This window comes from Acinetobacter sp. YH12106, from assembly GCF_013418995.1.
In the GTDB taxonomy this organism is placed as follows: domain Bacteria; phylum Pseudomonadota; class Gammaproteobacteria; order Pseudomonadales; family Moraxellaceae; genus Acinetobacter; species Acinetobacter pseudolwoffii.
Genome location: NZ_VPAV01000005.1, coordinates 74,304 through 97,609, shown reverse-complemented (window position 1 = coordinate 97,609; position 23,306 = coordinate 74,304). Strand labels below are relative to the sequence as shown.

At 44.9% G+C, this 23,306-nt stretch carries 23 protein-coding genes; 13 read left to right on the top strand and 10 right to left on the bottom strand.

Annotated elements, in window-relative coordinates; genetic code table 11:
• Positions 1-93 precede the first annotated feature (93 nt).
• From FTU45_RS06490 to dsbD, 3 genes are read left to right on the top strand one after another with little or no spacing between them, the layout of a single operon-like run.
• Positions 94-636: a hypothetical protein gene (locus FTU45_RS06490; protein WP_005094976.1), complete on the top strand. Its 543-nt coding sequence runs from the start codon at positions 94-96 to the stop codon at positions 634-636.
• Between the two features lie 21 nt (positions 637-657).
• The gene (locus FTU45_RS06485) at positions 658-1,413 is read left to right on the top strand and encodes a transporter (RefSeq protein WP_180076156.1); all 756 of its coding nucleotides are present in this window, start codon (positions 658-660) and stop codon (positions 1,411-1,413) included.
• 53 nt (positions 1,414-1,466) lie between these two features.
• On the top strand, positions 1,467-3,275 hold the full coding sequence (gene dsbD, locus FTU45_RS06480; RefSeq protein WP_257223956.1) for a protein-disulfide reductase DsbD: 1,809 nt from the start codon (positions 1,467-1,469) through the stop codon (positions 3,273-3,275).
• 40 nt (positions 3,276-3,315) lie between these two features.
• Here dsbD and FTU45_RS06475 read toward each other — a convergent pair whose 3' ends face one another.
• A complete protein-coding gene (locus FTU45_RS06475) occupies positions 3,316-4,503 on the bottom strand; it encodes a GGDEF domain-containing protein (protein ID WP_180076155.1) in 1,188 nt (395 codons plus the stop codon).
• A 340-nt stretch (positions 4,504-4,843) separates the two neighbouring features.
• On the opposite strand from FTU45_RS06475, the gene FTU45_RS06470 reads away from it, so the two are divergent.
• Entirely contained in the window at positions 4,844-5,413 is a 570-nt protein-coding gene (locus FTU45_RS06470) for an FMN-dependent NADH-azoreductase (RefSeq protein WP_180076154.1), read from the top strand.
• 61 nt (positions 5,414-5,474) lie between these two features.
• On the opposite strand, the gene FTU45_RS06465 is transcribed toward FTU45_RS06470, so the two are convergent.
• Positions 5,475-6,386, bottom strand: coding sequence for an alpha/beta hydrolase (locus FTU45_RS06465; RefSeq protein ID WP_005173280.1), 912 nt, complete (start codon positions 6,384-6,386; stop codon positions 5,475-5,477).
• 156 nt (positions 6,387-6,542) lie between these two features.
• Here FTU45_RS06465 and FTU45_RS06460 point away from each other — a divergent pair, with 156 nt between their 5' ends.
• Positions 6,543-6,980 (top strand): DUF2147 domain-containing protein, encoded by a 438-nt coding sequence (locus FTU45_RS06460; RefSeq protein ID WP_180076153.1) that lies wholly within the window; start codon positions 6,543-6,545, stop codon positions 6,978-6,980.
• 70 nt (positions 6,981-7,050) lie between these two features.
• Here the strand turns inward: FTU45_RS06460 and FTU45_RS06455 are convergent, their stop codons facing one another.
• Both FTU45_RS06455 and FTU45_RS06450 read right to left on the bottom strand, forming a co-directional pair.
• Positions 7,051-7,401: a Spx/MgsR family RNA polymerase-binding regulatory protein gene (locus FTU45_RS06455; RefSeq protein WP_034609159.1), complete on the bottom strand. Its 351-nt coding sequence runs from the start codon at positions 7,399-7,401 to the stop codon at positions 7,051-7,053.
• A 462-nt stretch (positions 7,402-7,863) separates the two neighbouring features.
• Positions 7,864-8,682 carry an exodeoxyribonuclease III gene (locus tag FTU45_RS06450; RefSeq protein ID WP_005094995.1) on the bottom strand — a complete coding sequence of 273 codons (819 nt, stop codon included), beginning with the start codon at positions 8,680-8,682 and terminating at the stop codon, positions 7,864-7,866.
• A gap of 40 nt (positions 8,683-8,722) precedes the next feature.
• Between FTU45_RS06450 and pyrE the strand changes: the two genes are divergently transcribed.
• Positions 8,723-9,373: an orotate phosphoribosyltransferase gene (gene pyrE / locus FTU45_RS06445; RefSeq protein WP_005094997.1), complete on the top strand. Its 651-nt coding sequence runs from the start codon at positions 8,723-8,725 to the stop codon at positions 9,371-9,373.
• 598 nt (positions 9,374-9,971) lie between these two features.
• Here pyrE and FTU45_RS06440 read toward each other — a convergent pair.
• Positions 9,972-10,181, bottom strand: a complete 210-nt coding sequence (locus tag FTU45_RS06440) for a cold-shock protein (protein ID WP_005094999.1) — start codon at positions 10,179-10,181, stop codon at positions 9,972-9,974.
• A gap of 547 nt (positions 10,182-10,728) precedes the next feature.
• Between FTU45_RS06440 and FTU45_RS06435 the strand changes: the two genes are divergently transcribed.
• Positions 10,729-11,055, top strand: coding sequence for a hypothetical protein (locus FTU45_RS06435; protein WP_005095001.1), 327 nt, complete (start codon positions 10,729-10,731; stop codon positions 11,053-11,055).
• A gap of 149 nt (positions 11,056-11,204) precedes the next feature.
• Here FTU45_RS06435 and FTU45_RS06430 read toward each other — a convergent pair whose 3' ends face one another.
• The 4 genes from FTU45_RS06430 to FTU45_RS06415 form a co-directional block, all read right to left on the bottom strand.
• Positions 11,205-12,155: a copper resistance protein B gene (locus tag FTU45_RS06430; RefSeq protein ID WP_180076152.1), complete on the bottom strand. Its 951-nt coding sequence runs from the start codon at positions 12,153-12,155 to the stop codon at positions 11,205-11,207.
• Positions 12,142-13,908 carry a copper resistance system multicopper oxidase gene (locus FTU45_RS06425; protein WP_180076151.1) on the bottom strand — a complete coding sequence of 589 codons (1,767 nt, stop codon included), beginning with the start codon at positions 13,906-13,908 and terminating at the stop codon, positions 12,142-12,144. The genes FTU45_RS06430 and FTU45_RS06425 overlap by 14 nt, the downstream gene beginning before the upstream one ends.
• A gap of 39 nt (positions 13,909-13,947) precedes the next feature.
• Entirely contained in the window at positions 13,948-14,328 is a 381-nt protein-coding gene (locus FTU45_RS06420) for a hypothetical protein (protein ID WP_227523614.1), read from the bottom strand.
• 160 nt (positions 14,329-14,488) lie between these two features.
• Positions 14,489-14,689 (bottom strand): DUF3565 domain-containing protein, encoded by a 201-nt coding sequence (locus FTU45_RS06415; RefSeq protein WP_004281307.1) that lies wholly within the window; start codon positions 14,687-14,689, stop codon positions 14,489-14,491.
• Positions 14,690-14,833: 144 nt separating this feature from the next.
• Between FTU45_RS06415 and gshB the strand changes: the two genes are divergently transcribed.
• Positions 14,834-15,784 (top strand): glutathione synthase, encoded by a 951-nt coding sequence (gshB, locus tag FTU45_RS06410; protein WP_180040778.1) that lies wholly within the window; start codon positions 14,834-14,836, stop codon positions 15,782-15,784.
• Between the two features lie 39 nt (positions 15,785-15,823).
• On the opposite strand, the gene FTU45_RS06405 is transcribed toward gshB, so the two are convergent.
• Entirely contained in the window at positions 15,824-17,023 is a 1,200-nt protein-coding gene (locus FTU45_RS06405; protein WP_180076150.1) for a CynX/NimT family MFS transporter, read from the bottom strand.
• A 420-nt stretch (positions 17,024-17,443) separates the two neighbouring features.
• Between FTU45_RS06405 and murG the strand changes: the two genes are divergently transcribed.
• From murG to ftsA, 5 genes are all read left to right on the top strand, one after another.
• Complete coding sequence (gene murG / locus FTU45_RS06400) at positions 17,444-18,550, top strand: undecaprenyldiphospho-muramoylpentapeptide beta-N-acetylglucosaminyltransferase (RefSeq protein ID WP_180076149.1); 1,107 nt, start codon at positions 17,444-17,446, stop codon at positions 18,548-18,550.
• A gap of 3 nt (positions 18,551-18,553) precedes the next feature.
• Positions 18,554-20,002 carry a UDP-N-acetylmuramate--L-alanine ligase gene (gene murC, locus FTU45_RS06395; RefSeq protein WP_100354938.1) on the top strand — a complete coding sequence of 483 codons (1,449 nt, stop codon included), beginning with the start codon at positions 18,554-18,556 and terminating at the stop codon, positions 20,000-20,002.
• A 57-nt stretch (positions 20,003-20,059) separates the two neighbouring features.
• Positions 20,060-20,989 carry a D-alanine--D-alanine ligase gene (locus FTU45_RS06390; RefSeq protein ID WP_074383859.1) on the top strand — a complete coding sequence of 310 codons (930 nt, stop codon included), beginning with the start codon at positions 20,060-20,062 and terminating at the stop codon, positions 20,987-20,989.
• A gap of 2 nt (positions 20,990-20,991) precedes the next feature.
• Positions 20,992-21,846 carry a cell division protein FtsQ/DivIB gene (locus tag FTU45_RS06385; protein WP_074383860.1) on the top strand — a complete coding sequence of 285 codons (855 nt, stop codon included), beginning with the start codon at positions 20,992-20,994 and terminating at the stop codon, positions 21,844-21,846.
• A 69-nt stretch (positions 21,847-21,915) separates the two neighbouring features.
• On the top strand, positions 21,916-23,178 hold the full coding sequence (gene ftsA / locus FTU45_RS06380; protein WP_005173256.1) for a cell division protein FtsA: 1,263 nt from the start codon (positions 21,916-21,918) through the stop codon (positions 23,176-23,178).
• Positions 23,179-23,306 lie beyond the last annotated feature (128 nt).

The window sequence follows — 23,306 nt, the reverse complement described above, 5'->3', positions numbered from 1 at the left end:
TTTGTATGAAATAAAAATATAATAGTGAGAAGCGCAACAAAGCCGCACGTTATTCGGCATAATAGTCGAAAACGAATGAAAGTGAGCTCCATCATGTTAACTGCGCAACAACAGCTTTTTGTGCAAGCACTCGAAGAATTAAATCTGGATCAGGTAAAGCAGCTTTTGGCAGATGGACTCAATCCAAATTTTATTGATCATGACAAAGGCCCGGTAATTTCGGTCTGGTCAGATGGTTTATTTAAATGGTGGGAAGAGGTATGCGAGTTATATGAAGCCGGCACCCCACTTTCAGCTGAAGAAAAACAGGCAAGATTGGCTGTACATTTACAAATTCTGGAAGAATTGATCCAGGCCAAAGTGAATTTGCATCTCTGGGATGCAGAAGAAATTTATGGCCCATTATGGGATGCTGCAAGTGCCGCATGTGCACCTGCCGTGCAGCGTTTACTCGATGAAAAAGTTGATCCAAATAGCAAAGATGAAGATGGCATGACCATTTTATCTTCGATTAGTGACCTGTTCTTCGATTGTGATTTTGATGAAATTAACTGGTCAGAAGCCTTGGATGAAGAAAAACAGACGCTAGAACTCCTGCGTAGTCATGGCGCAAAAATGAGCAAAGAACTGGGTTAAATTTTAATAAAGAGCACCAAGATGACAATATTAAAAACTTTGGGTTTAATTGCACTGACTGGTTGCAGTGCATCACTTTTCGCAGCAGATTTTGAATTTGATCGAGCAGGTGAAGGTCTGAGTACAGGCATTACCCCGGTCGGAAATGTTGCCTGGGAGCAAGGTTTACCCACAGCCCGCTACAGCAAGTCGGGCGAGCAAACGGTAACGACACTGAATGCAGATATGTTGTTACGTACCGGACTTAGTGATGGTCTGGAGTTGCGTCTGGGCTGGGAAGGCCCTGTCTGGTCACAAGTCAAATCCAACGGTCAGACGAATGAAAATGATGGTCTGGGCGATGTCAGTATTGGTCTGAAAAAAGCCATTGATCTGGATGATGACAAACTGAGTCTGGCCTTGCTGGCCGAAGCAGTCATTGCGACAGGCAATGCCTGTTTCAGTAATGAAGAAGATATTTACAGCCTGGGTTCTGTCGTATCGTACCAATATAATGACTTGGTCAGTACCGCATTGACTATGCGTTATGAATGGCAGGACAGCAATTGGGCCGTAGCTGCGATTCCATCGATCGGCTACCAGATCACCGATCGCTGGTCAGGCTATTCGGAACTGATTTACCGTAAAGCTGAAAGCATCGACAATGAATACGCGCTTGGCACTGGCCTAATGTATGCATTTAATGACCGTGTTCAGCTGGATGCCAGTGTGGGGGTTGATCTGGACGGTGCAGAGCGAAGCTACTTTTCAGGTTTAGGCGTATCCTTCTTATTCTAGGACACTCCAGTTTCGTGATGATCAGAAACCCGCAATTCCAGAGCTGGGGCAAAATGCTTGCCCCGGTCATCTTGGGAAGCCTCGTGTTTAGCAGTCCAGCTCAGGCCGAAACAGCGCTCTTGTCTGCCGAACAAGCTTTTCCTGTTCATGTGATTTCTACCAGTCAGCAACAGGCTGAGCTGAGTTGGCAGATTCCGGATAACTATTATCTGTATCAGCATAAAATTGAAGTGCGGCAGGGCAATCAGCCTGTATTGCTTGAATTACCGCCTGCTAAAGATCTGTATGATGACAACTATGGGCATACCCAGGTGTATTATCAGCAGTTAAAGTTTCAGATTCCGACGCAGGCCAACCAGTCCTATCAGGTGAGCTGGCAGGGCTGTGCCAAAGACCGAATCTGTTATCCGCCGCAAAGTATTCAGTTCAAGACAGATCTGTCAGGTCTGGTGCAATTTGAAGCTGCCGGCCCAGGAAGCAAGCGCTTACTTGATCTAAACGGGTCATCACTACAACACAATACCCTGTTTAATACAGCGGCTTCCTCAGAATCTACAGCGGATGCATTTTCTGCAACCTCTAGCGGGCAACCCGCAGTCGGTGCGGCACAAGACCAAAAATGGTCAGCTCAATTGCTTGAACGCTCTTTGGGTTATGGACTGTTACTGTTCTTTGGCTTAGGAATCTTGCTGGCTTTTACCCCATGTTCCTTGCCGATGCTGCCGATCCTGACCTCGCTGATTGTACGGGACAGCAAAGGTGTCAAAGCCTGGATGATCGCCCTGACTTTTGTCAGCAGTATGGCCGCGGTCTATGCGGTGCTGGGTTTAATTGCGTCTTCTGCCGGCCTGAATTTCCAGCGTTGGTTGCAGCAACCCGGTACCCTGATTGCGTTTAGTGTGTTGTTTGTCCTGTTTGCCCTGAATCTGTTTGGACTGTTTGAAATCAAACTGCCACAACGTCTGGTTCAGCGTCTGGATCGGGCTCAGGCCATGCAGCAGGGTGGTAGTTTGGTCAGTGCTGGAGTCATGGGCATGATCTCGGCGCTGCTGGTCGGGCCATGCATGACCGCACCGTTGGCGGGTGCACTCTTGTTTATTTCCCAGACCCAAAGCCAGTGGCAAGGTGCCTTGCTGCTATTTACCCTCGGTTTTGGCATGGGCACACCTTTACTGTTGGCCAGTATTTTGGGTGCACGGGTACTACCTAAAGCCGGGCACTGGATGAATCAGATCAAAGTGCTCTTTGCCTTTATCATGCTGGCGCTGGCACTGTATTTTATTCGCCCACTGATTTCAGAAGCGACTTTACAGTGGTTATCCTTAGGCTTGGGCATGGTCTTTGTGACCTATGTACTGTTCCGGATTTTCTGGCATCGTACCAGTCTGAGGTGGTTGTATATCCTGTGTCTGGTGATAGCGCTGCCTTATATCAGCTATAGTCAATATCAGCATAGTCAGCGGTTTTTTGTTGAGCAGTCCAGTACAGAAGCCCAGTGGCATGTGGCACGCAGCGCAGCAGAATTTCAGCAGATTTTGAATATAGCACCGCAAGGGCAAAAGATCGTGATTGATGTCTATGCCGACTGGTGTGTCGCTTGTCAGCCGATTGAACATCGTATTTTAAAATCTGCACAGGTACAGCAGGCTCTGGCACCTTATTTCCTGATCAAGCTGGATTTAAGCCAATACAATGCCTCGCATCAAATGCTGTTAAATCAATGGGAAATTCTGGGACCACCAACCTATTTATTTCTGAATGAGCAGCAACAGGAAATTCGCGGTTTACGTTTGACCGGTGCTTTTAGCGAAGCAGAATTGCTGGCCCAGCTGCAACGTCTGGCTCAAAGCTCAACTCCATAATCTTCATAATCATCGAAAAAGCTGAACCCGTTTAAGAAACCTACATCTGTGCAGTCACCGGCTCAACATAGGCTTTGACCCGATTACGTCCACCGGCTTTGGCCTGATAAAGCGCCTGATCGGCCTGACTGAGTAGCTGTTGTGGGCGTAACTCGGCTTTGGAAATAGCAATTCCGAAACTGGCAGTCACCGGAATCGGCTCACCTTCATCACTCATCATCTGTAATTGCTGAATCGCGCTGCGGCAGCGTTCTGCTACTTGTTTGGCTTTTTCCAGACTGGTATTTTTCAGCACCAAAATGAACTCTTCACCGCCAAAGCGGCCCACTACATCACTTTCGCGTAACTGTTGGCTTAATACAGCACTGACTTCAACCAAGGTTTCATCGCCCTTATGATGACCATACAGATCATTAATTTTCTTAAAGTGATCCAGATCTAAGAGAACCAGGGCGTAATGGGGTACAGTCGTAGCATTGAGCTGATCCAGACATTGATTGATACTGCGCCGGTTAAACAGGTTGGTGAGCGGATCAATCTGACTCAGCTGTTTGATCAGTTGTTCACGATGCCGCCATTGACTCAGCAGAATCTCGAATAACACCATGCAGACGGCCAGAATTGGCAAAATGAAATACAGCATCGATAACAGCCAGAAACCATTATAGAAAAGCTTGTCATCGATATTAAATAGCGGTGAATAAGGTAATTGATGACTGAAACTTAAATAGGCACATCCGCCCAGAAAAATGGAGGCAGGAATCAGCATGCTATACACTAGCGTGCGATGAAACAGTACCAGACCGACCATAATTAAGCAGACGTAAGCGGTGGTAGCGACCGGACTGATCACGCCGACAATATAGGCATCCCGGCACAGCGAAACCACAAAGGTGCCGACTGCCAGATAGGGCAGATAACGTTCCACCAGACGGTTGCCCTGAAATTTATAACAGGGATAAATCAGCACGGCTAAAATCAATAAAAAACTGCCGTTTAGCACGACTTGTGAATGAACCCGTTCAATCTGTACATATTGCCAATACTCAGGATTGAATAAAACAAAGAGATCCCAGCCGAGCCAGGTCAGATGTACACCGCATCCCAAGGTCAGCATCAGGATGCATTTCTTCAGGATGCGCCAGTTCATCACGACTTCATCTTCGACCAGATATTTCTTGATTCTGTGTCTTAGCACTTTTTCTAATACAGGCGATATTCGCTTCATGGTCCCGGTCTGACTTTAATTGTTATGGCAGATTTTTTAAGACTTATTGGATATTTATAGCTTTATTTACACAAGATAACATAAGTTTGAATGCTTGATAAACAACAATATTTAAAACATTTTTGTGATTTAGTTGATATCTGATCCGCTTAGTCTTTGCCTATAGCACAAGTGATCTAGGCTATGTCAAAGGGTTCCAAGCAAAATTAAAGAGGTTAAGAGGCATGCAGTTTTGTTCTAAATTCAGGATGATGTGTTTTATTTGTGCTAATTATTTCAATATAGTCAATCGTTAAAATGGCTGCATTGTTAGAAACAACCAAAGATAAAGAGCGAAGCCATGAAAATTTTACAGATTGATTCCAGTATTTTAGGCGATGCCTCTATTTCGCGTCAGCTGACTCAGGCGTTGGTGAGTCAGTTACAACAAAAACATGCTCAGGCCATCGAGCTTGAATATCTCGATCTTGCTGCACAGCCGATTCCACATCTCACGGCTGAAATTTTAATGGGTCAGAATGCAGAACAGACTGCATTAGGCGAAGACATCCTGCAGCAGTATTTACAGGCAGATATAGTAGTCATTGGCGCGGCCATGTATAACTTCGGTTTGCCATCGACCTTAAAAGCCTGGATTGACCGGATCTGTGTGGCGGGACGTACGTTTAAATATACCGAACAAGGCCCTGTCGGTCTGGCTGGCAATAAAAAAGTATATATTGCCAGCAGCCGTGGCGGAGTTTATGGGGAGCAAAGTCCTGCCGATTTTCAGGAAGCTTTTTTGAAAACCGTGTTTAACTTTACCGGCGTAACCGATATTGAAGTGATTCGTGCGGAAGGCGTGAACATGGGCGAAACGATCAAGGCACAAGCCTTAGAGACGGCACTGCAGCAGGTTCAAGCCATCTAAATATCCAAAAATAACTCAAAAGGTCAGCCTATGCTGGCCTTTTTATATGGGTGAACAGTGATTAATCTCGATCCAGACGGTGCGCGAAGGCTGCCAGATCGCTCAGCGCCTGTTGGGCTTCCTCAAACCAGGCACTGAACATCTGAAAGTTATGCCACATGCCGGTATACAGTTTAAATTCCACATCGACACCCGCCTGTTCGGCTTTTTCCTTAAAACGACTGGCATCATCCAGTAGAATTTCCTTGGAACCGACCTGAATATGAGTTGGGGGCAAGCCGCTTAAATCGGCGAAAAAGGGCGAAACTTCCGGATCACCCCGATCGATGGCACGCGGGACATAATATTCAATGCCAGTTTCAACTGTTTCCAGAGACAGCAGGGCATCATGTTTCTGGTTATAGCGCAACGATTCACTGGTCAGGGTCAAATCCAGCAAAGGAGACAACAGAATCAAACCACTCACTTGTGGGAGGTTTTCTTTTTGTAATTTGAGCGCCAAGGCCAGCGCCAGATTGGCCCCACAAGAATCACCGGACAGGATGATATCTTTGGCCTGAACGCCTTGATCGAGCAATAAGTTATACACATCAAACAAGGCTTCCAAGGCCTCTGGATAGGCAGATTCCGGTGACAGCGGATAATCTACATGCAGTACCTGCATCTGGGTTCGAGCCGCAATTTGAGTCATAAAGGCACGATGGGTATTTAAAGAGCCTAAATAAAATGCCCCGCCATGAATATGAAAAATCAGCTGGGTCGACTCTTGCTGCGGCTTAATTTCCTCTGCGCGCAGACCCGCCAGACGTAGCGAACGAATCTGTACGGTTTTGTCTTGTGGAAAGAGTTTGCACATCTGCTCCAGTGCAATGCGCATTGAACTCGGTGGAAGATTGAATCTGCTCGGGGCACGAATGACTGTCTTTAAGATGCTTTCTGTAATTAATTGTTTTGTTAACGGGCTTATCTTCATTTTCCTTCCATCTTTTTGTGCTTTTATTGATCATGTAGATTATTTACCAACCATATTTACAAGGTTACACTAAATAGTCACAGCTAAAAATTGAAAAATTGTTGTGACTTTTTAATACTACAGAGGTCTATTTTCAGACTAAGGAAATGAAGAAAAATGAAAAAAATAGCGCTTATGTTAGGACTACTAGGCTTATCTGTACTGGCAAATGCCGCAGATCCTTTAAATGGCACGGTTTGGAAAACCATTGATGATAAAACCAAGCAGCCTAAGGCCATGGTTAAATTTACTGAACAAAAGAACGGTACGTTGTCAGCAAGTATTCAATCTGTGTTAACACCAGGTGAAGAAAATGCCTGTACCAAGTGTGAAGGTCCGTACAAGAACAAGTCACTCAAAGGCTTGACCATTGTGAAAGGTCTTAAGAATTCAGGTGGTACCAGCTATGACAGTGGTTCAATTCTGGATCCGCAATCTGGTAAAACTTACAAACTGAAAGGCCAACTGGTAGATGGTGGCAAGAAACTTGAGCTTCGTGGCTTTATTGGTGTGGCAGCATTAGGCCGTAACCAGACTTGGGTTCGTGCAAACTAATCCAGTTCGATAGAAAGATAAAAGCCTGACTGCTGTCAGGCTTTTTTGTATGAATTATTTAGGATAATAATTAATTACTTAGGGTGCGATAAGCCGCGTCATCAAAACCGGCAATAAAACCTGTGGGCGTGGCCAAGATCGGACGTTTAATTAAACTGGTATGAGTGCTTAATGCGGCAATTAAAGCATCTTCACTGGACAGCGCCGTTTGCTGCTGTTCTTCAGTCAGTTTGCGCCATGTGGTTCCTTTTTTATTTAATACCACATCCTGACCCAGCGCATTCAGCCAGACTTTAATGGTATCAGCATCGATGCCCTGTTTCTTATAGTCATGAAATTCATAGCTCAACCCCAGCTCAGTCAGTAGGTCAAAAGCTTTTTTCATCGAATTGCAGTTTTTAATCCCGTAAATTTTTAACATATTCGCCATCTAACACATCTTAAATCATGGCCTAGCTTAACCAAATTCGCAGCAGTCGACCATGCAAAATAGAATGATTAGAAAACAATTTAAAATAGGGAGGCAGAATCGTCATCAAAATGACATCAATGCGCTTTAAAATGATCAGCAAGAAAAACAACAATAAAAAAAATAATAATTTTAGGCAGTGGAAATAGAAAACCCGCATTTAATCATCCTGATCATGCGGGTCTCAATTCAACGTCCATTGTCACATCCATGAAAAACAAGCTAAATGTTCTAGTTTGTTTTATTTTCTTCCTACGGCGTCCTGTCCTTATATTGTCATCCTGACATGTCCCTGTGCCGTGAGGCTATAATGCTCTGTTATGACATCGAGATAAACCCAAAAAATACGTCATGTCATGTAAGCAATAAGCCTTAATTGAGTGAACAGGTGTGCACTCAATTGATAGGTATCTTTTATAGTTTGTAGTCGATGATCACTGGGGCATGATCGCTAAACCATTGTTCCTTATACACCCAGGCATTGACGGTACGCTCTTTCCAGTCTGGTGAGCAGGCCTGATAATCAATCCGCCAACCGACGTTCTTGGCTCGGGCTTGTCCGCGGTTTGACCACCAGGAATACAGTTCAGCTTCTTTGCGTACTTCGCGGAACGTATCGACATAACCGAGTTCATCATAGATATGATCTAGCCAGGCGCGCTCATGTGGTAAACAGCCGGAAGCTTTCTGGTTGCCGGACCAGTTTTTAATATCAATCCGTTTATGCACGATGTTGTAATCACCGCAGACAATCACCGATTTATTTTCATCGCGCCATTGTTTCAGGATTTTGGCATATTCTTCCAGAAAGTGATCTTTACGCGCTTGTGCTTCATCGCCTGATGAGCCGGAAGGTAGATACAATGAACAGATATGGGCCGTTTGCTCCAAGCCTAAATCAAATTCGGCTGCAATAAAACGGCCTTGCGAATCTGCCAGTTCAAAGCCCAGACCATCGGTTAAAGAGACGAAGGGCAGGCGGCTATAAATCGCGGTACCGGCATAACCTGGACGTTCGGCAGGGAATAGATGGGTATACCAGCCTTCCGGTTTAAATTTATCGGTCCACTGCACATGGGTGATCCGGCTTTCCTGCATACAGATCACATCGGCATCCGACTGTTCCATCCATTCCAATAGGCCTTTGCTCACCGATGAGCGTAAACCGTTGACATTAATTGAAACGACACGAAGAATTTTTTGATCACCTGGATAGCTACTCTTTGGTATCATGCGCAAGTCTTACCTTAATTAATGGATTTAGGAGCACCTCATGCCAACGCCAGCTCAGTTTAACCCGCAAGCTTTTATCGAACTCGCATTATCACGCGGTGTGCTTAAATTTGGTGAGTTTACTTTAAAATCGGGACGTGTGAGTCCCTATTTTTTTAATGCAGGTCTGCTGAATGATGGTGAAGCCTTGACATTGCTGGCTTCTGGCTATGCAGCAAAATTAACGGCATGTGACCATGTGGAAGTGGTTTTTGGTCCTGCATATAAAGGTATTCCTTTTGTGGCAGCGACCGCTGTGGCGCTATCACAAAATCATGGGGTGAGTGTGCCTTGGGGTTTTAACCGCAAAGAAGCCAAAGATCATGGCGAGGGTGGCGTGCTAGTCGGTGCTTCTGTAGCAGGTAAAAAAGTCTGGATCATTGATGACGTGATCACGGCAGGAACAGCGATTCGTGAAGTCGTGACAATCTTGAAAAATGCCGGTGCACAAATCGCAGGTGTTTTGGTTGCACTTGACCGTCAGGAAAAAGGTCAGGGCGATTTATCAGCCATTCAGGAAGTGCAGCAAGAGCTCGAGATTCCTGTACATGCCTTAATTACCATGAAAGATTTGATGGACTATCTGGAAACCAAGGGCGATCAAGAAGCTTTAGCTAAAATGGAAGATTATCGAGTTAAATACGGGATCTAAGCGGTGATCCTTATCGTAAAGGAAGCTACAGCTTCCTTTTTTGTTTTAAAGTTCAATTGATGTAGAAATTAAGCATGCAAATACAGGGTGAATACTTAAAAAACTAAGTCAAAGTGCTGTAATTCAAAGATTTTTAATATTAAAGACTTTCAGTCTTGATGTAGATGAATACAGTTTAAAATACTGGAAATTGACAATAATATTCAGTGATTCTGTACGCATTTGCTTACATGAGTTCAAGCCGTTTGCGTCTATACGCAGCTTTGCTGCATTGCCTATAATGAATTCATCAGGAACAGGATGTTCCATAAAAGAATAACAAGAGATAAATACAAGGAAAGTAAGGTAAGACAGGAGTCATACCCAGCGAACCAACACGAAAATCCCCCGGCAGGATGCTGGGGGTTTTTCATTTTTAGCGATTCATGCAGGCTCAGATGTAACAGGCTTAGGCGCGGGGAGAATAAATAAGGTGAGTTATTGGTTTAAATGACTGGAATAGGTTTAGAGAGCATCACCAACCGATCGCTTTTGAAGATTGTTAATCTTTAGAGCCAAAAAAAGCACCTTAAGGTGCTTTTTTTATTGCTGGGCTAAATTATAGCGCAACGATATTGATCGCGTTCGGGCCTTTTTGACCTTCAACTACGCTGAAAGAAACGCGTTGGCCTTCAAACAATGTTTTGAAGCCAGAACTGCTAATTTCTTTAAAATGAGCAAAAACGTCAGGACCTGATTCTTGTTGAATAAAACCAAAACCTTTAGTTTCGTTAAACCATTTTACTGTACCGGTAACTGTAGTAGACATAATATAACCTATCAAATTTTTAATAATTTTAGCCATTGAAATGACTATGGATAACTTTGAAAAACAACAAGAATTGAAATAAAGATCTGAAAAAACTGAGGATTATAAAATAACACTGCGGTACTTAAAGAAGTTTAACTAAACAACACTTTTTTCTAGTTGAGTACAGTATAACCTAAATCAGCAAATATTCAAGTTTTTTATATTTATTATTTATTTTTCTTATAAATATGGGTGGATCTTTCTTTTTTAAATATGTGCTGGTCAATTTTTTTAGTATGACTGACTGTATAAAGATTTACTCAAGCAAAACAACAAACATACATTTTACTTACGTTACTTTATGTTAATAAAACTGAACCAGTACGCGGCAAGATTTTTCTAAGTGAATGTATTTTATAACATTGGGTAAATTTGTAGCTGGCTTGTTTAAGATAGTTCTGGTCATTGTTCAGCTATTCAAAGGCCCCTATATTAAAAACACATGGAAAAATTAACTATAAGAATTTCTTAATTTTAATTTAAAACCAGAATAAGAGTGAGTCTCATGGATTACTGGAATTGTGTTTTATTAATCTCCATTATTGCAGTTGTAGGCCTAACGATTATTATCCTGCTAGTCGGCTGTAAAATCTGGAAAAACCTGATCGTCACTTTACTGATTTCGACCATAATGAGTTTTTTGATTATCTATGCCATCAACTTTATCTTTGGAAAGAGTCTGCATTTCCTTTGGGGTCACCGGGAAGTCGGGAATCTTGACTTTATGCTTGAAATTGGGCTGATGAGTCTGGTGATTGGTGGGGTAATCACCTTTATGATTATGTTAGGCACCTTGATTGCCAAAAGTAATGATAAACAGAGTGAGGAATAGAAACAGAGAGCAGGCAGTAGCAATGCTTTCTCTGGACAATACACAGCCTCCTTCTCTTGAGTCAATTTAATAACAGCCGACGAAGTATGAATGGGTTTTTCATACTTCGTCGTGGTCTTACCTTTTATCTTAAAAATGATAATCCGTCCTTAAAACATCATTTTAAGTCCTAAAGCATAGATCCAGACCCGGTCAGAGCCGGATGCCTGCTGCCAGACAGCCTGTTTGTTTCCTTTGCTATATTCATAGCCAACCTGCAGATAAGGCATGACTTTTTTACTGATCTCATAACGGGTTTCCAATCCTAATGTCGCATGACTCAGACCAGATTTTTTCGCACTCGCAGCTTGATCATTGAAAATGATATCCAGTTCAATAAAGGGCTGCATAATCAGTTTCTGAGTCAGCAACAGGTCACGTTCTGTTTCCAGTTTGAATCCGACAAAATCATCTTCACCGACATAGAGATAGGCATTGGTTTCAAAAAAATAAGGGGCCAGGCCATGCAGTCCAAGCACTGCATCGAAACGTTCATTTTGTAGGGAAGCTGTATGCTGGCTTATATTTTCCTGACGGTAGCGCAAACCGGTTTGTACATCCCAGAAATCGGAAATATTACGGCTATACAGGATTTCGGCCGCATAGTCAGCCTGACTCGATTCAGATTTATCTGCCTGCAGCTTGAGAAAAACCTTGTTTTCATCAGTACCAATTCTGGCTTCATTCTCTGATTTAAAAGCGCCATTTCCAGCTGAATTGATTTGCCATTTCTGGTCCAGAATGACTTGGCTATAAATCTGTGCACCATGTTCTTTCCGATGGTCATGCTCCGCAGTAGCGCCAACAGGTTTTTCGTGCCCTACAGATTCTTGATCAGATAAAGATCGAGCTTGTTGGGTATGTGAGCGTAGATCCGGCACTGCAATAGGAGCGCTGTGATGTACTGCGGTTTTGCTAGGATGATGATCCTGATGATCCTGATGATCCTGATGATCCTGATGATCCTGATGATCCTGATGATCCGCTGCCAATATACCGAAACTCGCCACGAGCAGTGCACTGCTTAATACCGATTTTAAAAAGAGCTTAGTGATGTGCATGGCTTTCTCCTTGATCCACTGCTGGCTTTGACGGCATTTGTTGCGGCGAAGCATGAGAAGCTTGATCGTCATTCACATGTGCCACAATCAGCTTATTCATCATGCCGGCACTCATGTGATAGAGCAGATGGCAGTGAATCGCCCATTCTCCCAGTTCATCTGCCGTTAATAAGGTTGTGAGCGTTTTTCCAGGTGGCACAATCACGGTGTGTTTATTTGGCATCTGTGCAGCAGATTGACCATTTTCCAACTGCATAAACATGCCATGTAAATGCATCGGATGCGCCATCATGCTGTCATTGATAAATTTCAAACGGATCCGTTCGCCATATTGCACCTGCAATGGTTCGGCATCACTGAATTTTTTACCATTGATGGTCCAGATATAACGTTCCATGGTTCCACCCAGACGAATCACCAGTTCACGTTCTGCGGCTCGGGTATCGGTTTGTGGCGTCAGGGCTTTGAGGTCTTGATATTGCAATGCTTTATGCCCTGCAGGCGTAGACATATTGACCCAACCCTCAACCGGTGGATGAGACGGATTTGTCTTGGGTATAGCACTGTGACCTGCGTGCATGTCGTGCTGGGCATGCTCATCATGTTTAGGCGTATCTGTTGCAGATTGCGTGGTCTGACTGCTGTGTGCGGTATGAGACATGTCATGCGGTTCGCCATGTCCCATATCTTCCATGGTCAATAAGGCACGTGGACGTGGCGTCGGTAATTGAATCGGATGTGTCGCTGGATCAGCCTCATTGTGCAAGCTGCCAATGGCAAAGCCTGAACGGTCGATCGATTCGGCTTCAATCTGGTAATGAGGTGCAGTTGGTTCCACAATCACATCATACGTTTCAGCAGTTCCGATACGGAATTCATCTACAGCGACCGGCTGTACAGCTTGTCCATCGGCGCTAACCACGGTCATTTTAAGCTGGGGAATACGTACATCGAAAAACGACATGGCCGAGGCATTAATGAATCGCAGACGAACCTTTTCATTCGGTTTAAATTGGCCGCTCCAGTTCTGTTTCGGGGTTTTGCCATTGATTAAAAAGGTATAACCGCTGACATCAGACAGGTCGGTTTTCAACATGCGCATCTGGTTCCACATTTTGCGATCTGACCAGGTGGCCTTGAGACCGTTACGTTTTACCTGCTGGAGTACATCGCCCACGGTTTCACGCTGATTCTGATAATATTCAGCCGATTTTTTTAAATTATTCTGAATCTGCTGGCTGTCCTGTTCATGAAAATCCGACAGCATCACCACATAATCCCGCTCGGTTTTTTCATGCTCAGGCATCGGTGTTTGTGCTTTAGGATAAATCACCAAGGCACCATATAAGCCGTCCTGTTCCTGGCCTTTGGAATGCGCATGATACCAATAGGTACCGTTTTGACGAACCTTGAAACGATAAGTAAAAGACTGCTTCGGTTTGATACCCTGAAAACCATTAAATCCAGGGACACCATCCATTAGGCCGGGCAGGAGCAGGCCATGCCAGTGCAGCGAGGTATCTTGATTCTTCAGGTTATTTTGCACATGAATCACCGCATCATCACCTTCTTCGAATTCCAGCAAGGGGGCAGGGAATTTTCCGTTTACGGTAATCCGTTTGACCGTCTTTCCGGTGAGATTGAGCGGACTTTCATCAATAACCAGATGATATTCTTTAACAGCTGCAAAAACTGCAGACGATGACATCAGGCAAATGCCCAGACATAGGCATTGGGGAATTTTAATTAACATCACTTAATCCTTAATTAATAAAAAATTGAATATTCAGGATTAAGTTTTGGGTGGGCGCAGGATTTCCTGCCAATAACCGGCAAGGTGTTTGGCATGATAAGTTGGGAGGAGGGTTCTTTCTAGAGAATGATGGTCGAATACTGTCAGTTCAGGGGCCGAAATTTGCAAGCCGCTCATCTGGCTTTGACAGGCCATCGTACTGCAATCCAGACAGTCTTGTGAGTGCTGTGGCATATCCGGAAAACAGTCAGCCTGTGTCAGGTCTTGATCTGAGTTATGCGCAGATTCATGCATAGCATGAGAGGTGGAGGCTTTTACCATGTCCAGACAATGGCTGCTCATCTGTTCAGACGACATGACCAAATGCATGGTTGTTGCAGAAGCAACAGACACACTGCTCCAGCCTATGGCAAAAACCATAAGCATCACCAACCAGATCTGTTTGACGAGCCGTGTGAGCAAAGTCCACCCTGAAAAAATACGCTGCATGTTTGAGCAATAAAAGCATAAACGCAGTGACTGCAATTAGCAAATCCTGTGCGAGATTATTTTTAGTCAGCTACATCACACTTTTATAGGTTCAGGTTTCAGTTTCGCACTTTTCACATTTTTTACAGTCCAGCAGCATGCCAAGCTTTTCTTTGCGACCTTGCTCGGTCATCACCCAGGGCCGATTTTGCCACGGCGGGGTATGCCGTACATGCTGGCCATGTCCGCAGGCCAGCTCTGCAACCCAATGCTGTTCTTCATCCAAATGAAAACCGATAATTGCCTGTTGCATGGCAAACCTCCTTTTGAGCTCAATCTGCCTCAGTACTTATCTAAAAATCTATACAGAACAAGTCATGCAAAATCACCATAAACAAAAGAATCCACACAAGCTATACTCCTTGCTAAGTCATTTTTTGAAAAAGAGCAGAGACACATGCGCGTACTTGTTGTGATGGATCCCATCGAAAATGTAAACCTGAAGAAAGACTCGACCATGGCCATGCTTTGGGCAGCAGCACGCCGTGGGCATGAGCTTGGTTATGCATTACAACAAGATTTATATATTGAGCAGGGCAAAGCTTTTGGTTTGATAGCGCCGCTACAGGTGTTTGAAGACTATGATCACTATTATGAACTCGGTGAAAAAAAGAAAGAATCCATCGCTGCTTATGATGTGGTGTTAATGCGTAAAGATCCACCTTTTGATATGAATTTTGTCTACACCACTTATATTCTGGAGCAGGCAGAACGCGAAGGTGCATGGATTATTAACAAGCCACAAAGCCTGCGTGACTGTAATGAAAAACTGGTTGCGACCCAGTTCCCGCATCTGCAAGTTCCGACACTGGTGACTTCGCAGCAAAGCCTGATTCGTGAGTTTCTCAAAGAACAGGTCGATGTGATTGTGAAACCGCTGGATGGCATGGGGGGTACTGGAATTTTCCGCCTGTATCAGGATGGCATCAATATTGGTTCAACCATTGAAATGCTGACCAATAACGGTACCCAGCCGATTATGGCACAGCGTTATATTCCTGAAATTGTCGAAGGCGATAAACGTATCCTGATGATTAATGGCGAGCCAGTACCATATTGCTTGGCCCGTATTCCACAAAATGGTGAAGTGCGCGGCAATCTGGCGGCAGGCGGTCTGGGAGAAGCACGTCCACTGACTGAAAATGACCGCGCCATTGCGGCAAAAGTAGGCCCTTATCTTAGAGAAAAAGGTCTGGTTTTTGTAGGACTGGATGTGATTGGTAATTATGTCACTGAAATTAATGTAACCAGCCCAACCTGTATTCGTGAAATTGATGACCAGTTTGGAACCTCAATTGCCGATGATCTGTTTGCTGTATTAGAGGCAGGCCGTTCGCAGCAGGTTTAAACCAGACAGAAAAAGAGCCTCATCTGAGGCTTTTTTTTATTAAGCATATCGCTTAAATAAAAGCAGCGTCATCAATATCCCTGAGATAGAAAGACAGGCTGTGACTGTCGCGATATGGGCCCATTGTTGTGTCGTGGATATCAGTGCCGCACTCAGAGGAGGTACAAAGAATTGCCCACAGGCTGAAACCTGTAAAACCAGACCGACACTGGCGGCTGCGGCATTGGCATGCGGTGCATAGCGCAGGGTAATCGCAAAAATTGTGGTCGGAATCATTCCGCCAATGAGTGAAAACAGTACGGCACTCACAAGCTGTAATTCAAATAACAGCCAAGAGCTTGCCGCAAAAGCCAGCAAGCTGCTGCACAGCATGGCGATAAATCCTGTGCTTAACAGGGTTTTGGGTTTCCAGCCACCTTGCAGCAACATACCTGCGCCAAAGGTACCGCCTAAATTGGCAAGCACCACCATCGAGACCAGAGCCCCTGCGACTTTTAAGTCAATCCCATGTTCGACATACAGGGTAGGCAAGAATCCAGTCACGGTTATCCACTGACTGGTATAACAGGCAAAAATAATGGCCAAACACAAAATCGGTGGGTGAGTCAGGGTCACTTTAATAATTTGCCAGAAGGAGGTATTTTCTGTGCCGGCTTGCGGGTGATTCGGCTGTACCGGTGTGACCGCTTCAAGATATAAATACCGTTTAATCATCACTGCAATGAGCAGACAGAGACTCCCTAAAATGGCCCAAATGCTTTGCCAGCTCAGGTATTCAAGCAACATGGGAATGGTAAAGACAGCAAGACTGACACCAACCCCCATATAGGAACTCCAGAGTCCCATTTTAAAATTGAGTGTTTCAGCTCGGCTGATACGTTTGAGAATGGCAGGGGCACATAAGGAGATAGTTAAAAATCCGATCCCTTCAGTAAAACGGAAGAAATACAACGCCGCGACATGCTGAATCCAGAGGCCTGCCATACTGCTGAGGCCTAAAATGATCAACGCCAAGATCAGGCAGCGTTTTAAACCGACTTTTTCTGACAATGCACCAATACACAAGGCAAACAGCATCCCCGCGCCTTGAACCAGAGACAGGGAAAAACCGGCTTGCGTAAAGCTGAGACCTAAATCCTGTTGTAAAATGGGAATAACCGCAGAAAGTTTCCCGACATGAATAGCCGCCAAATAGCCGGCCAAAATAATCCATAGGTCACGAATTGATATTTTTGACATTTATAATGATTTAATCCATTCAATCAATGTGCTAATACAGCTAAAAAATGTATATAGCGATATGGATAACATAAAATTTTATTAAGATTTATATGATTTAGGCATAAGTTAATAGAGCAATTAAACTGGCGAATGAATAGAAATTGTTGAGAAAATCCTGGAAAACAAATAGATCTAACAAATACAGTGAGGGAAAGACTAAATGAAAGAGGGTTAAAATTGTGTTTATATGTCACTTAAGTCTAAGGAAAAATGCCTGCCTGATAACAAAACTAGTTTAAACTTTAAAATCGTATGAAAAAAACAATTAATGCCTTGTTGAAATAAAGTAAATAAACTTTCAAGGCCCTACAATTGTGATTACAATTGACCACTTAAATCAGATTTCCTGTTCCATTTTTTAAATTGAAGAATTAGACCGTGACCGACGCTCAGCAAAAACAGCCTAAACATGTCATGATGATGGCCGCAGGTACGGGTGGACATGTGTTTCCAGCGTTAGCCGTGGCAAAAGATTTACAACAACAAGGGATTGAAGTGTCTTGGCTGGCTACGCCTGCAGGCATGGAAAATCGTTTATTAAAAAATCAGAATATTCCTGTTTATCAAATTGATATTCAGGGTGTGCGTGGTAATGGTTTTGTACGTAAGGCCTTGGCCCCTTTTAAAATTATGAAAGCGACTTTTAGTGCCATGAAATACATGAAGCAGCTAAAAGTCGATGCCGTAGCCGGCTTTGGTGGTTATGTGGCAGGGCCGGGTGGTCTGGCTGCGCGTATTCTAGGCATTCCGGTGCTGATTCATGAACAGAATGCAGTCGCCGGTTTTACCAATACCCAATTGTCGCGTGTGGCAAAGACGGTGTGTCAGGCTTTTCCAAATACCTTTCCGGCCCAAGAAAAAGTCGTGACTACAGGTAATCCGGTACGACAAGAAATTAGTGAAATTTTAAATCCGTCCTGGCGTTATCAGGAGCGTGACAAGGCAGGACTGCCCTTACGTATTCTGATTGTTGGCGGATCTTTGGGGGCGCAAGCCTTAAATGAACGGGTTCCGGAAGCTTTAAAGCAACTCAATGTGCCATTAAGCGTCTATCATCAGTGTGGGCAAAACCATGCCGAGTCGACACGGGCACGTTATGAAAATGCACCAGCCAGTTTGCAAGTTGAAGTACAGCCCTTTATTGAAGATATGGCCAAAGCCTATTCTGATGCCGATCTGGTGATTTGCCGTGCCGGAGCTTTGACGGTGACCGAAATTGCCACTGCCGGCGTAGCTGCGATTTTTGTGCCGCTTCCAAGTGCGGTGGATGATCACCAGACGGCCAATGCCGGTTTCCTGGCCAATATCAATGCGGCAAAGATTTGCCCACAGGTCAGCATGACCCCGGAAAGTTTAAAAACCTTATTAGAGCCGATGCTGAATCGCCAGCTATTAATGGAAATGGCGGTAAAAGCACGTCGACAGGCTCAACCCGATGCGACTCAACATGTGGTCCGTTTAATTCAAGAATTATCATTCGAGTAAACTATGTCTCCAGTAACCCCAGCTGAACAAGCGAAAAAATTAATTAAAGTGCCGGAAATGCGCCGTATCAAACACATTCATTTTGTGGGCATTGGCGGTGCAGGCATGTGTGGTATTGCCGAAGTATTGAAAAATCAGGGCTATAAAGTTTCCGGTTCAGATATCAAGGCATCCAATACCACGGCGCAGCTGGAAGAAAATGGGATCAAGGTTTATATCGGGCACACTGCAAATAATATTAAAGGGGCCAATGTGATCGTGGTGTCTACTGCGATTGACAAGGAAAACCCGGAAATTAAAACCGCGATTGAAAGTCGTATTCCTGTGGTTCGCCGTGCAGAAATGCTGGGTGAGCTGATGCGTTACCGTCATGGTATTGCGGTTGCCGGCACGCATGGCAAAACCACAACCACCAGTCTGATCACCTGTATGCTGGCTGAAGAAAACATGGATCCAACCTATGTGATCGGTGGTTTGCTGAACCGTACCGGTATGAACGCAGCCTTGGGCGCCAGCCGTTATATCGTGGCCGAAGCCGATGAGTCAGATGCCTCTTTCCTGCACTTGGAACCTATGGCTGCTGTAGTGACCAATATCGATGCCGACCATATGGACACTTATGGCGGTAGCTTCGATGTGCTGAAAGATACCTTTATCCAGTTCCTGCAAAAACTGCCATTTTATGGCCTGGCCGTGGTCTGTGGTGATGATGCCAATATTCGTGAAATCATGCCACGAATTGCACGTCCGGTGCTGACCTATGGTTTTAATGAAGACAATGACATTCGCGCGATAGATGTCGATCAGGACGGCATGCAAACGCACTTTACCGTATTGCGTAAAGAGCGTGAGCCATTACGTGTGACCGTGAATCAGCCAGGCTTACATAATGTCCTGAATGCCTTGGCTGCGATTGGTGTCGCGACCGATGAAGGTGTGTCTGATGCTTCTATTTGCCGTGCACTGGAAGGTTTCAGTGGGGTAGGCCGTCGCTTCGAAGTTCAGGGCGAATTTGAAATTGAGGGTGGTAATGTAAAACTGGTGGATGATTATGGCCATCATCCAAAAGAAGTCGAAGCCACCATTAAAGCCGCGCGTCAGAGTCATCCGGATCGTCGTCTGGTGATGATGTTCCAGCCACACCGTTATAGCCGTACCCGTGACTGTTTTGATGATTTTGTGGAAGTACTTTCTACTGTAGACCAGTTATTGTTATTGGATGTTTATCCTGCCGGTGAAAAACCGATTGTCGGGGCGGACAGCCGTACTTTAGCCCGCAGCATTCGCTTACGTGGCGAAGTTGAGCCAATTCTGGTCGATGCGGTGGACGGTAATCTGAATCAGATCATGAGAAAAGTATTGCAAGCAAATGACTTGTTATTAACCCAGGGCGCAGGTAATGTTGGAGCAATCTCAGTCGAACTTGCGCAAAATCACTTATACATAAAATAGTCATCTTGCATGACTGAATTGAATTGACCAGATTGAAAAAAGTTTAAGGATATAAACGTGTCAAATGCTTCAAAATTCGGAAAAGTTGCCGTGTTGCTTGGTGGTAAATCTGCAGAGCGTGAGGTTTCTCTAGACAGTGGTACGGCGGTACTTGAGGCATTAGTGCGTTCAGGGGTCAATGCGGAAGCTTTTGACCCGCAGCAACGTAGTGTCACAGAACTGGTAAATTATGACCGTGCTTTCATTGTATTGCATGGTCGTGGTGGTGAAGATGGTCAGATTCAGGGTGTACTGGAATGGCTAAATGTGCCCTATACTGGTACGGGGGTACAAGGCTCTGCCATCGGCATGGACAAGGTCAAGACCAAGCAGGTCTGGCAGGGTTCGGAATTGCCGACAGCGCCTTACCGTATTGTTACCAAAGATTCCGATGCGGCTGATATCGTCAATTCTTTAGGCCTGCCTTTGATCATCAAACCGGTACATGAAGGTTCCAGTATCGGCATGAGCAAGGTCGAAAAAATTGAAGACTTTGCAGAAGCAATTGCCAAGGCAACTGAACATGATGCCGTGGTGATGGCAGAACAATGGATTACCGGCCGTGAATTCACCATTGTGGTTTTAAATGGTCAGGCGCTGCCTGTGATTCGTCTTGAACCACCTCAAGATGTTGCTTTCTATGATTATGAAGCCAAATATAACCGTAATGATGTGCAATATGGCATTCCATGTGGTTTGACCGAAGCTGAAGAGCAGCAGTTAAAAGCCTTGAGTTTACGCGCGTTCCAGGCAGTCGGCGCCAGCGGTTGGGGCCGGATTGATGCCATGCAGGATGAACAGGGCAACTTCTGGCTGCTGGAAGTGAATACCGTACCGGGCATGACCAGTCATTCTTTGGTGCCAAAAGCGGCAGCTGCAGTCGGTTATAGTTTTGATGACCTGTGTGTTGCGATTCTGGAACAGACCTTGATCGGGTCGGCACACTAAATATGGCTCAACTTCCTGTTTCCATGCGCCGTAAACGTGCTGCGATTACCTCAATTCACGACAAGCCGCCGACACGCAAAGAAAAGCTGTCCAATTTTGGTGGCTGGTTATTGTTGTGTATTGCAGTGCTGGTGCTGGCCTTTGGAATATTGGGCTTATATAAAGTCATGACCAATACCGAAGTGGCAGAGCTGGGCGTGTTAGGTACGCGCTCGGCTGCTGAACAGCGTCAGGTCATGCAATATGTGTCACCGGTTGTGACCGAAAACTATTTTACTTCGGATCTGGAAGCGATCCGCGATCGTACCCTGGAGCTGTCCTGGGTGGATCGGGTGGTGGTTTCCCGAGCCTGGCCAAATGGCATTCGGGTACGGATCATGCCGCATCATGCGATTGCACGTTGGGGTACAGGACGTTTATTGAGTGACAGTGGTGTCATTTTCACTGAAGTCACACCCAAGAATTATGAGGCATTACCGTTACTACATGGGCCAGCGAGCCATGCAGAAACCATGATGCGTCGTTATAATGAAATTAATCAGTTATTTTTGCCACACGGCATTCGTCTAAAAGAACTCTATCTCACCGAGCGAATGACCTGGTTTATGCAGTTTGATTCGGGTTTAAGAATAATTGTTGATAAAGATCAGACCATGAGCAAATTACAGCGCTTGAGCCATCTGTCTCAAAGCGACTTAAAGCCGGTCTGGTCTAAAATTTCGGCCATCGACCTGCGTTATCGCAATGGATTGTCGATACAGTGGAAAAATTCAATTCCGCCTAAAATTGTAAATGGGCATTTTATTGTAACCATTGATGACACGGGCGTTGAGAATAATGTAACAGTAAAGCCATAATGATCGGCTTTAAAAAATAGAGGCATTCAAGCCATAAATCTAACAAACATGTAATGGTAGTAGTGAATAATGAGTGAAGCTGTTCCCTCGGTTGTGGCGATTGACATTGGGACACACAAAGTTTCAGTTTTGATTGGCAAGGTACACGCGCCAGACAATATCCAAGTGATTGGTATGGCTACCGCTCGTAACCGAGGCATGAGTAAAGGGAAAATTGTCAGTCTCGATAAAGTTATTACCGCAATTAAAAATGCCGTCCAAGAAGCAGAAGATATGGCGGAGTGTCGGGTGCATTCTGCTTGGGTTTCTATTCCAAGTGCCGAATTAAAAAGCTTTTATGCTTCAGGTCGAACCTCGATCGACAATAGCGAACATGCGATTACCACCAGCGAAGTGGTTCGTGCACTGGAGTTGGCCAAAGCCAGTCATTTGACTTCAGACCATTATCTGGTCAGTGCTGTGCCTCTGGGCTTCGAGCTGGATGACTCATCAGAGTGGGTGCTGAATCCGATTCGCATGTCTGCACATAGCATGACTGGTCATTATCATCTGATGATGCTGCCGATTAGCACCATGCAAAATATTGACCGTGCCCTCAAGGGCGCCAATATTGGTGTGGAAAAAATGGTGGTCTCAAGTCTGGCAACTGCTGAGGCCAGTCTGCTCAAAGATGAAAAAGAATATGGCGTCTGTCTGGTCGATATCGGTGCCGGCACCACCAATGTGGCGGTATATGTGGATGGTCGTCTGGCCTTAACCCATACCTTCCAGCGTGGTGGCGAGCATGTGACCCGTGATATTGCGGCGGTGTTACAGACCACGACCGAAGAAGCTGAACGCCTGAAACTGCTGTATGGCTGCGTAGACCTGAAAGTGGTTAAGCCTGACCATATGATTCAGTTCCAGGGGATTGATGGGCCACAAACCATCAGCCGGATTGAGCTGACCGAAATTATCATGGCGCGTTATGACGAGATTCTTGGATTGGTGCGTGATGAACTGGTGAAAAATGGCGCGATCCAGGGCTTGTATCATGGTGTGGTCCTGACCGGTGATGCCAGTCATATTGAAGGTATGGTGAGTTTTGTACGCCGTACCTTGGGTGTGTCAGCTCATTTGGGTAATCCACCAACGCAGGTGTATGCCGATGAACAGCATCAGGCGGCGCTACGCCGTTCGCAATATAGTACGGTCGCGGGTTTGCTGATGTTTAGTCAGAGTGATACTCAAGACACGATTGTAGAACAGGATGATGTAGAGCGATTATCGTTAACTCAGCGCGTCAAGCGGGCTTGGTCTGGCTTTAATGACACCTTGAAATCAATCTTTTAAGTCGATTTTTATTGTGAATATTGTTGAGAAGATGTAGTTAATCGGGCTTGTACTTGACAAGTTAACGCATGAGCAGCATTCTTAAAAACAATTTTATTAAGATTAAGGCAGTGTACGGGCTTAGTGAC

Bases quoted from the DNA above. Each gene is read 5' to 3' on its own strand.
- FTU45_RS06490 (WP_005094976.1), top strand. From the start codon at position 94: ATGTTAACTGCGCAACAACAGCTTTTTGTGCAAGCACTCGAAGAATTA.
- FTU45_RS06485 (WP_180076156.1), top strand. From the start codon at position 658: ATGACAATATTAAAAACTTTGGGTTTAATTGCACTGACTGGTTGCAGT.
- dsbD (WP_257223956.1), top strand. From the start codon at position 1,467: ATGCTTGCCCCGGTCATCTTGGGAAGCCTCGTGTTTAGCAGTCCAGCT.
- FTU45_RS06475 (WP_180076155.1), bottom strand. From the start codon at position 4,503: ATGAAGCGAATATCGCCTGTATTAGAAAAAGTGCTAAGACACAGAATC.
- FTU45_RS06470 (WP_180076154.1), top strand. From the start codon at position 4,844: ATGAAAATTTTACAGATTGATTCCAGTATTTTAGGCGATGCCTCTATT.
- FTU45_RS06465 (WP_005173280.1), bottom strand. From the start codon at position 6,386: ATGAAGATAAGCCCGTTAACAAAACAATTAATTACAGAAAGCATCTTA.
- FTU45_RS06460 (WP_180076153.1), top strand. From the start codon at position 6,543: ATGAAAAAAATAGCGCTTATGTTAGGACTACTAGGCTTATCTGTACTG.
- FTU45_RS06455 (WP_034609159.1), bottom strand. From the start codon at position 7,401: ATGTTAAAAATTTACGGGATTAAAAACTGCAATTCGATGAAAAAAGCT.
- FTU45_RS06450 (WP_005094995.1), bottom strand. From the start codon at position 8,682: ATGATACCAAAGAGTAGCTATCCAGGTGATCAAAAAATTCTTCGTGTC.
- pyrE (WP_005094997.1), top strand. From the start codon at position 8,723: ATGCCAACGCCAGCTCAGTTTAACCCGCAAGCTTTTATCGAACTCGCA.
- FTU45_RS06440 (WP_005094999.1), bottom strand. From the start codon at position 10,181: ATGTCTACTACAGTTACCGGTACAGTAAAATGGTTTAACGAAACTAAA.
- FTU45_RS06435 (WP_005095001.1), top strand. From the start codon at position 10,729: ATGGATTACTGGAATTGTGTTTTATTAATCTCCATTATTGCAGTTGTA.
- FTU45_RS06430 (WP_180076152.1), bottom strand. From the start codon at position 12,155: ATGCACATCACTAAGCTCTTTTTAAAATCGGTATTAAGCAGTGCACTG.
- FTU45_RS06425 (WP_180076151.1), bottom strand. From the start codon at position 13,908: ATGTTAATTAAAATTCCCCAATGCCTATGTCTGGGCATTTGCCTGATG.
- FTU45_RS06420 (WP_227523614.1), bottom strand. From the start codon at position 14,328: ATGGTTTTTGCCATAGGCTGGAGCAGTGTGTCTGTTGCTTCTGCAACA.
- FTU45_RS06415 (WP_004281307.1), bottom strand. From the start codon at position 14,689: ATGCAACAGGCAATTATCGGTTTTCATTTGGATGAAGAACAGCATTGG.
- gshB (WP_180040778.1), top strand. From the start codon at position 14,834: ATGCGCGTACTTGTTGTGATGGATCCCATCGAAAATGTAAACCTGAAG.
- FTU45_RS06405 (WP_180076150.1), bottom strand. From the start codon at position 17,023: ATGTCAAAAATATCAATTCGTGACCTATGGATTATTTTGGCCGGCTAT.
- murC (WP_100354938.1), top strand. From the start codon at position 18,554: ATGTCTCCAGTAACCCCAGCTGAACAAGCGAAAAAATTAATTAAAGTG.
- FTU45_RS06385 (WP_074383860.1), top strand. From the start codon at position 20,992: ATGGCTCAACTTCCTGTTTCCATGCGCCGTAAACGTGCTGCGATTACC.
- ftsA (WP_005173256.1), top strand. From the start codon at position 21,916: ATGAGTGAAGCTGTTCCCTCGGTTGTGGCGATTGACATTGGGACACAC.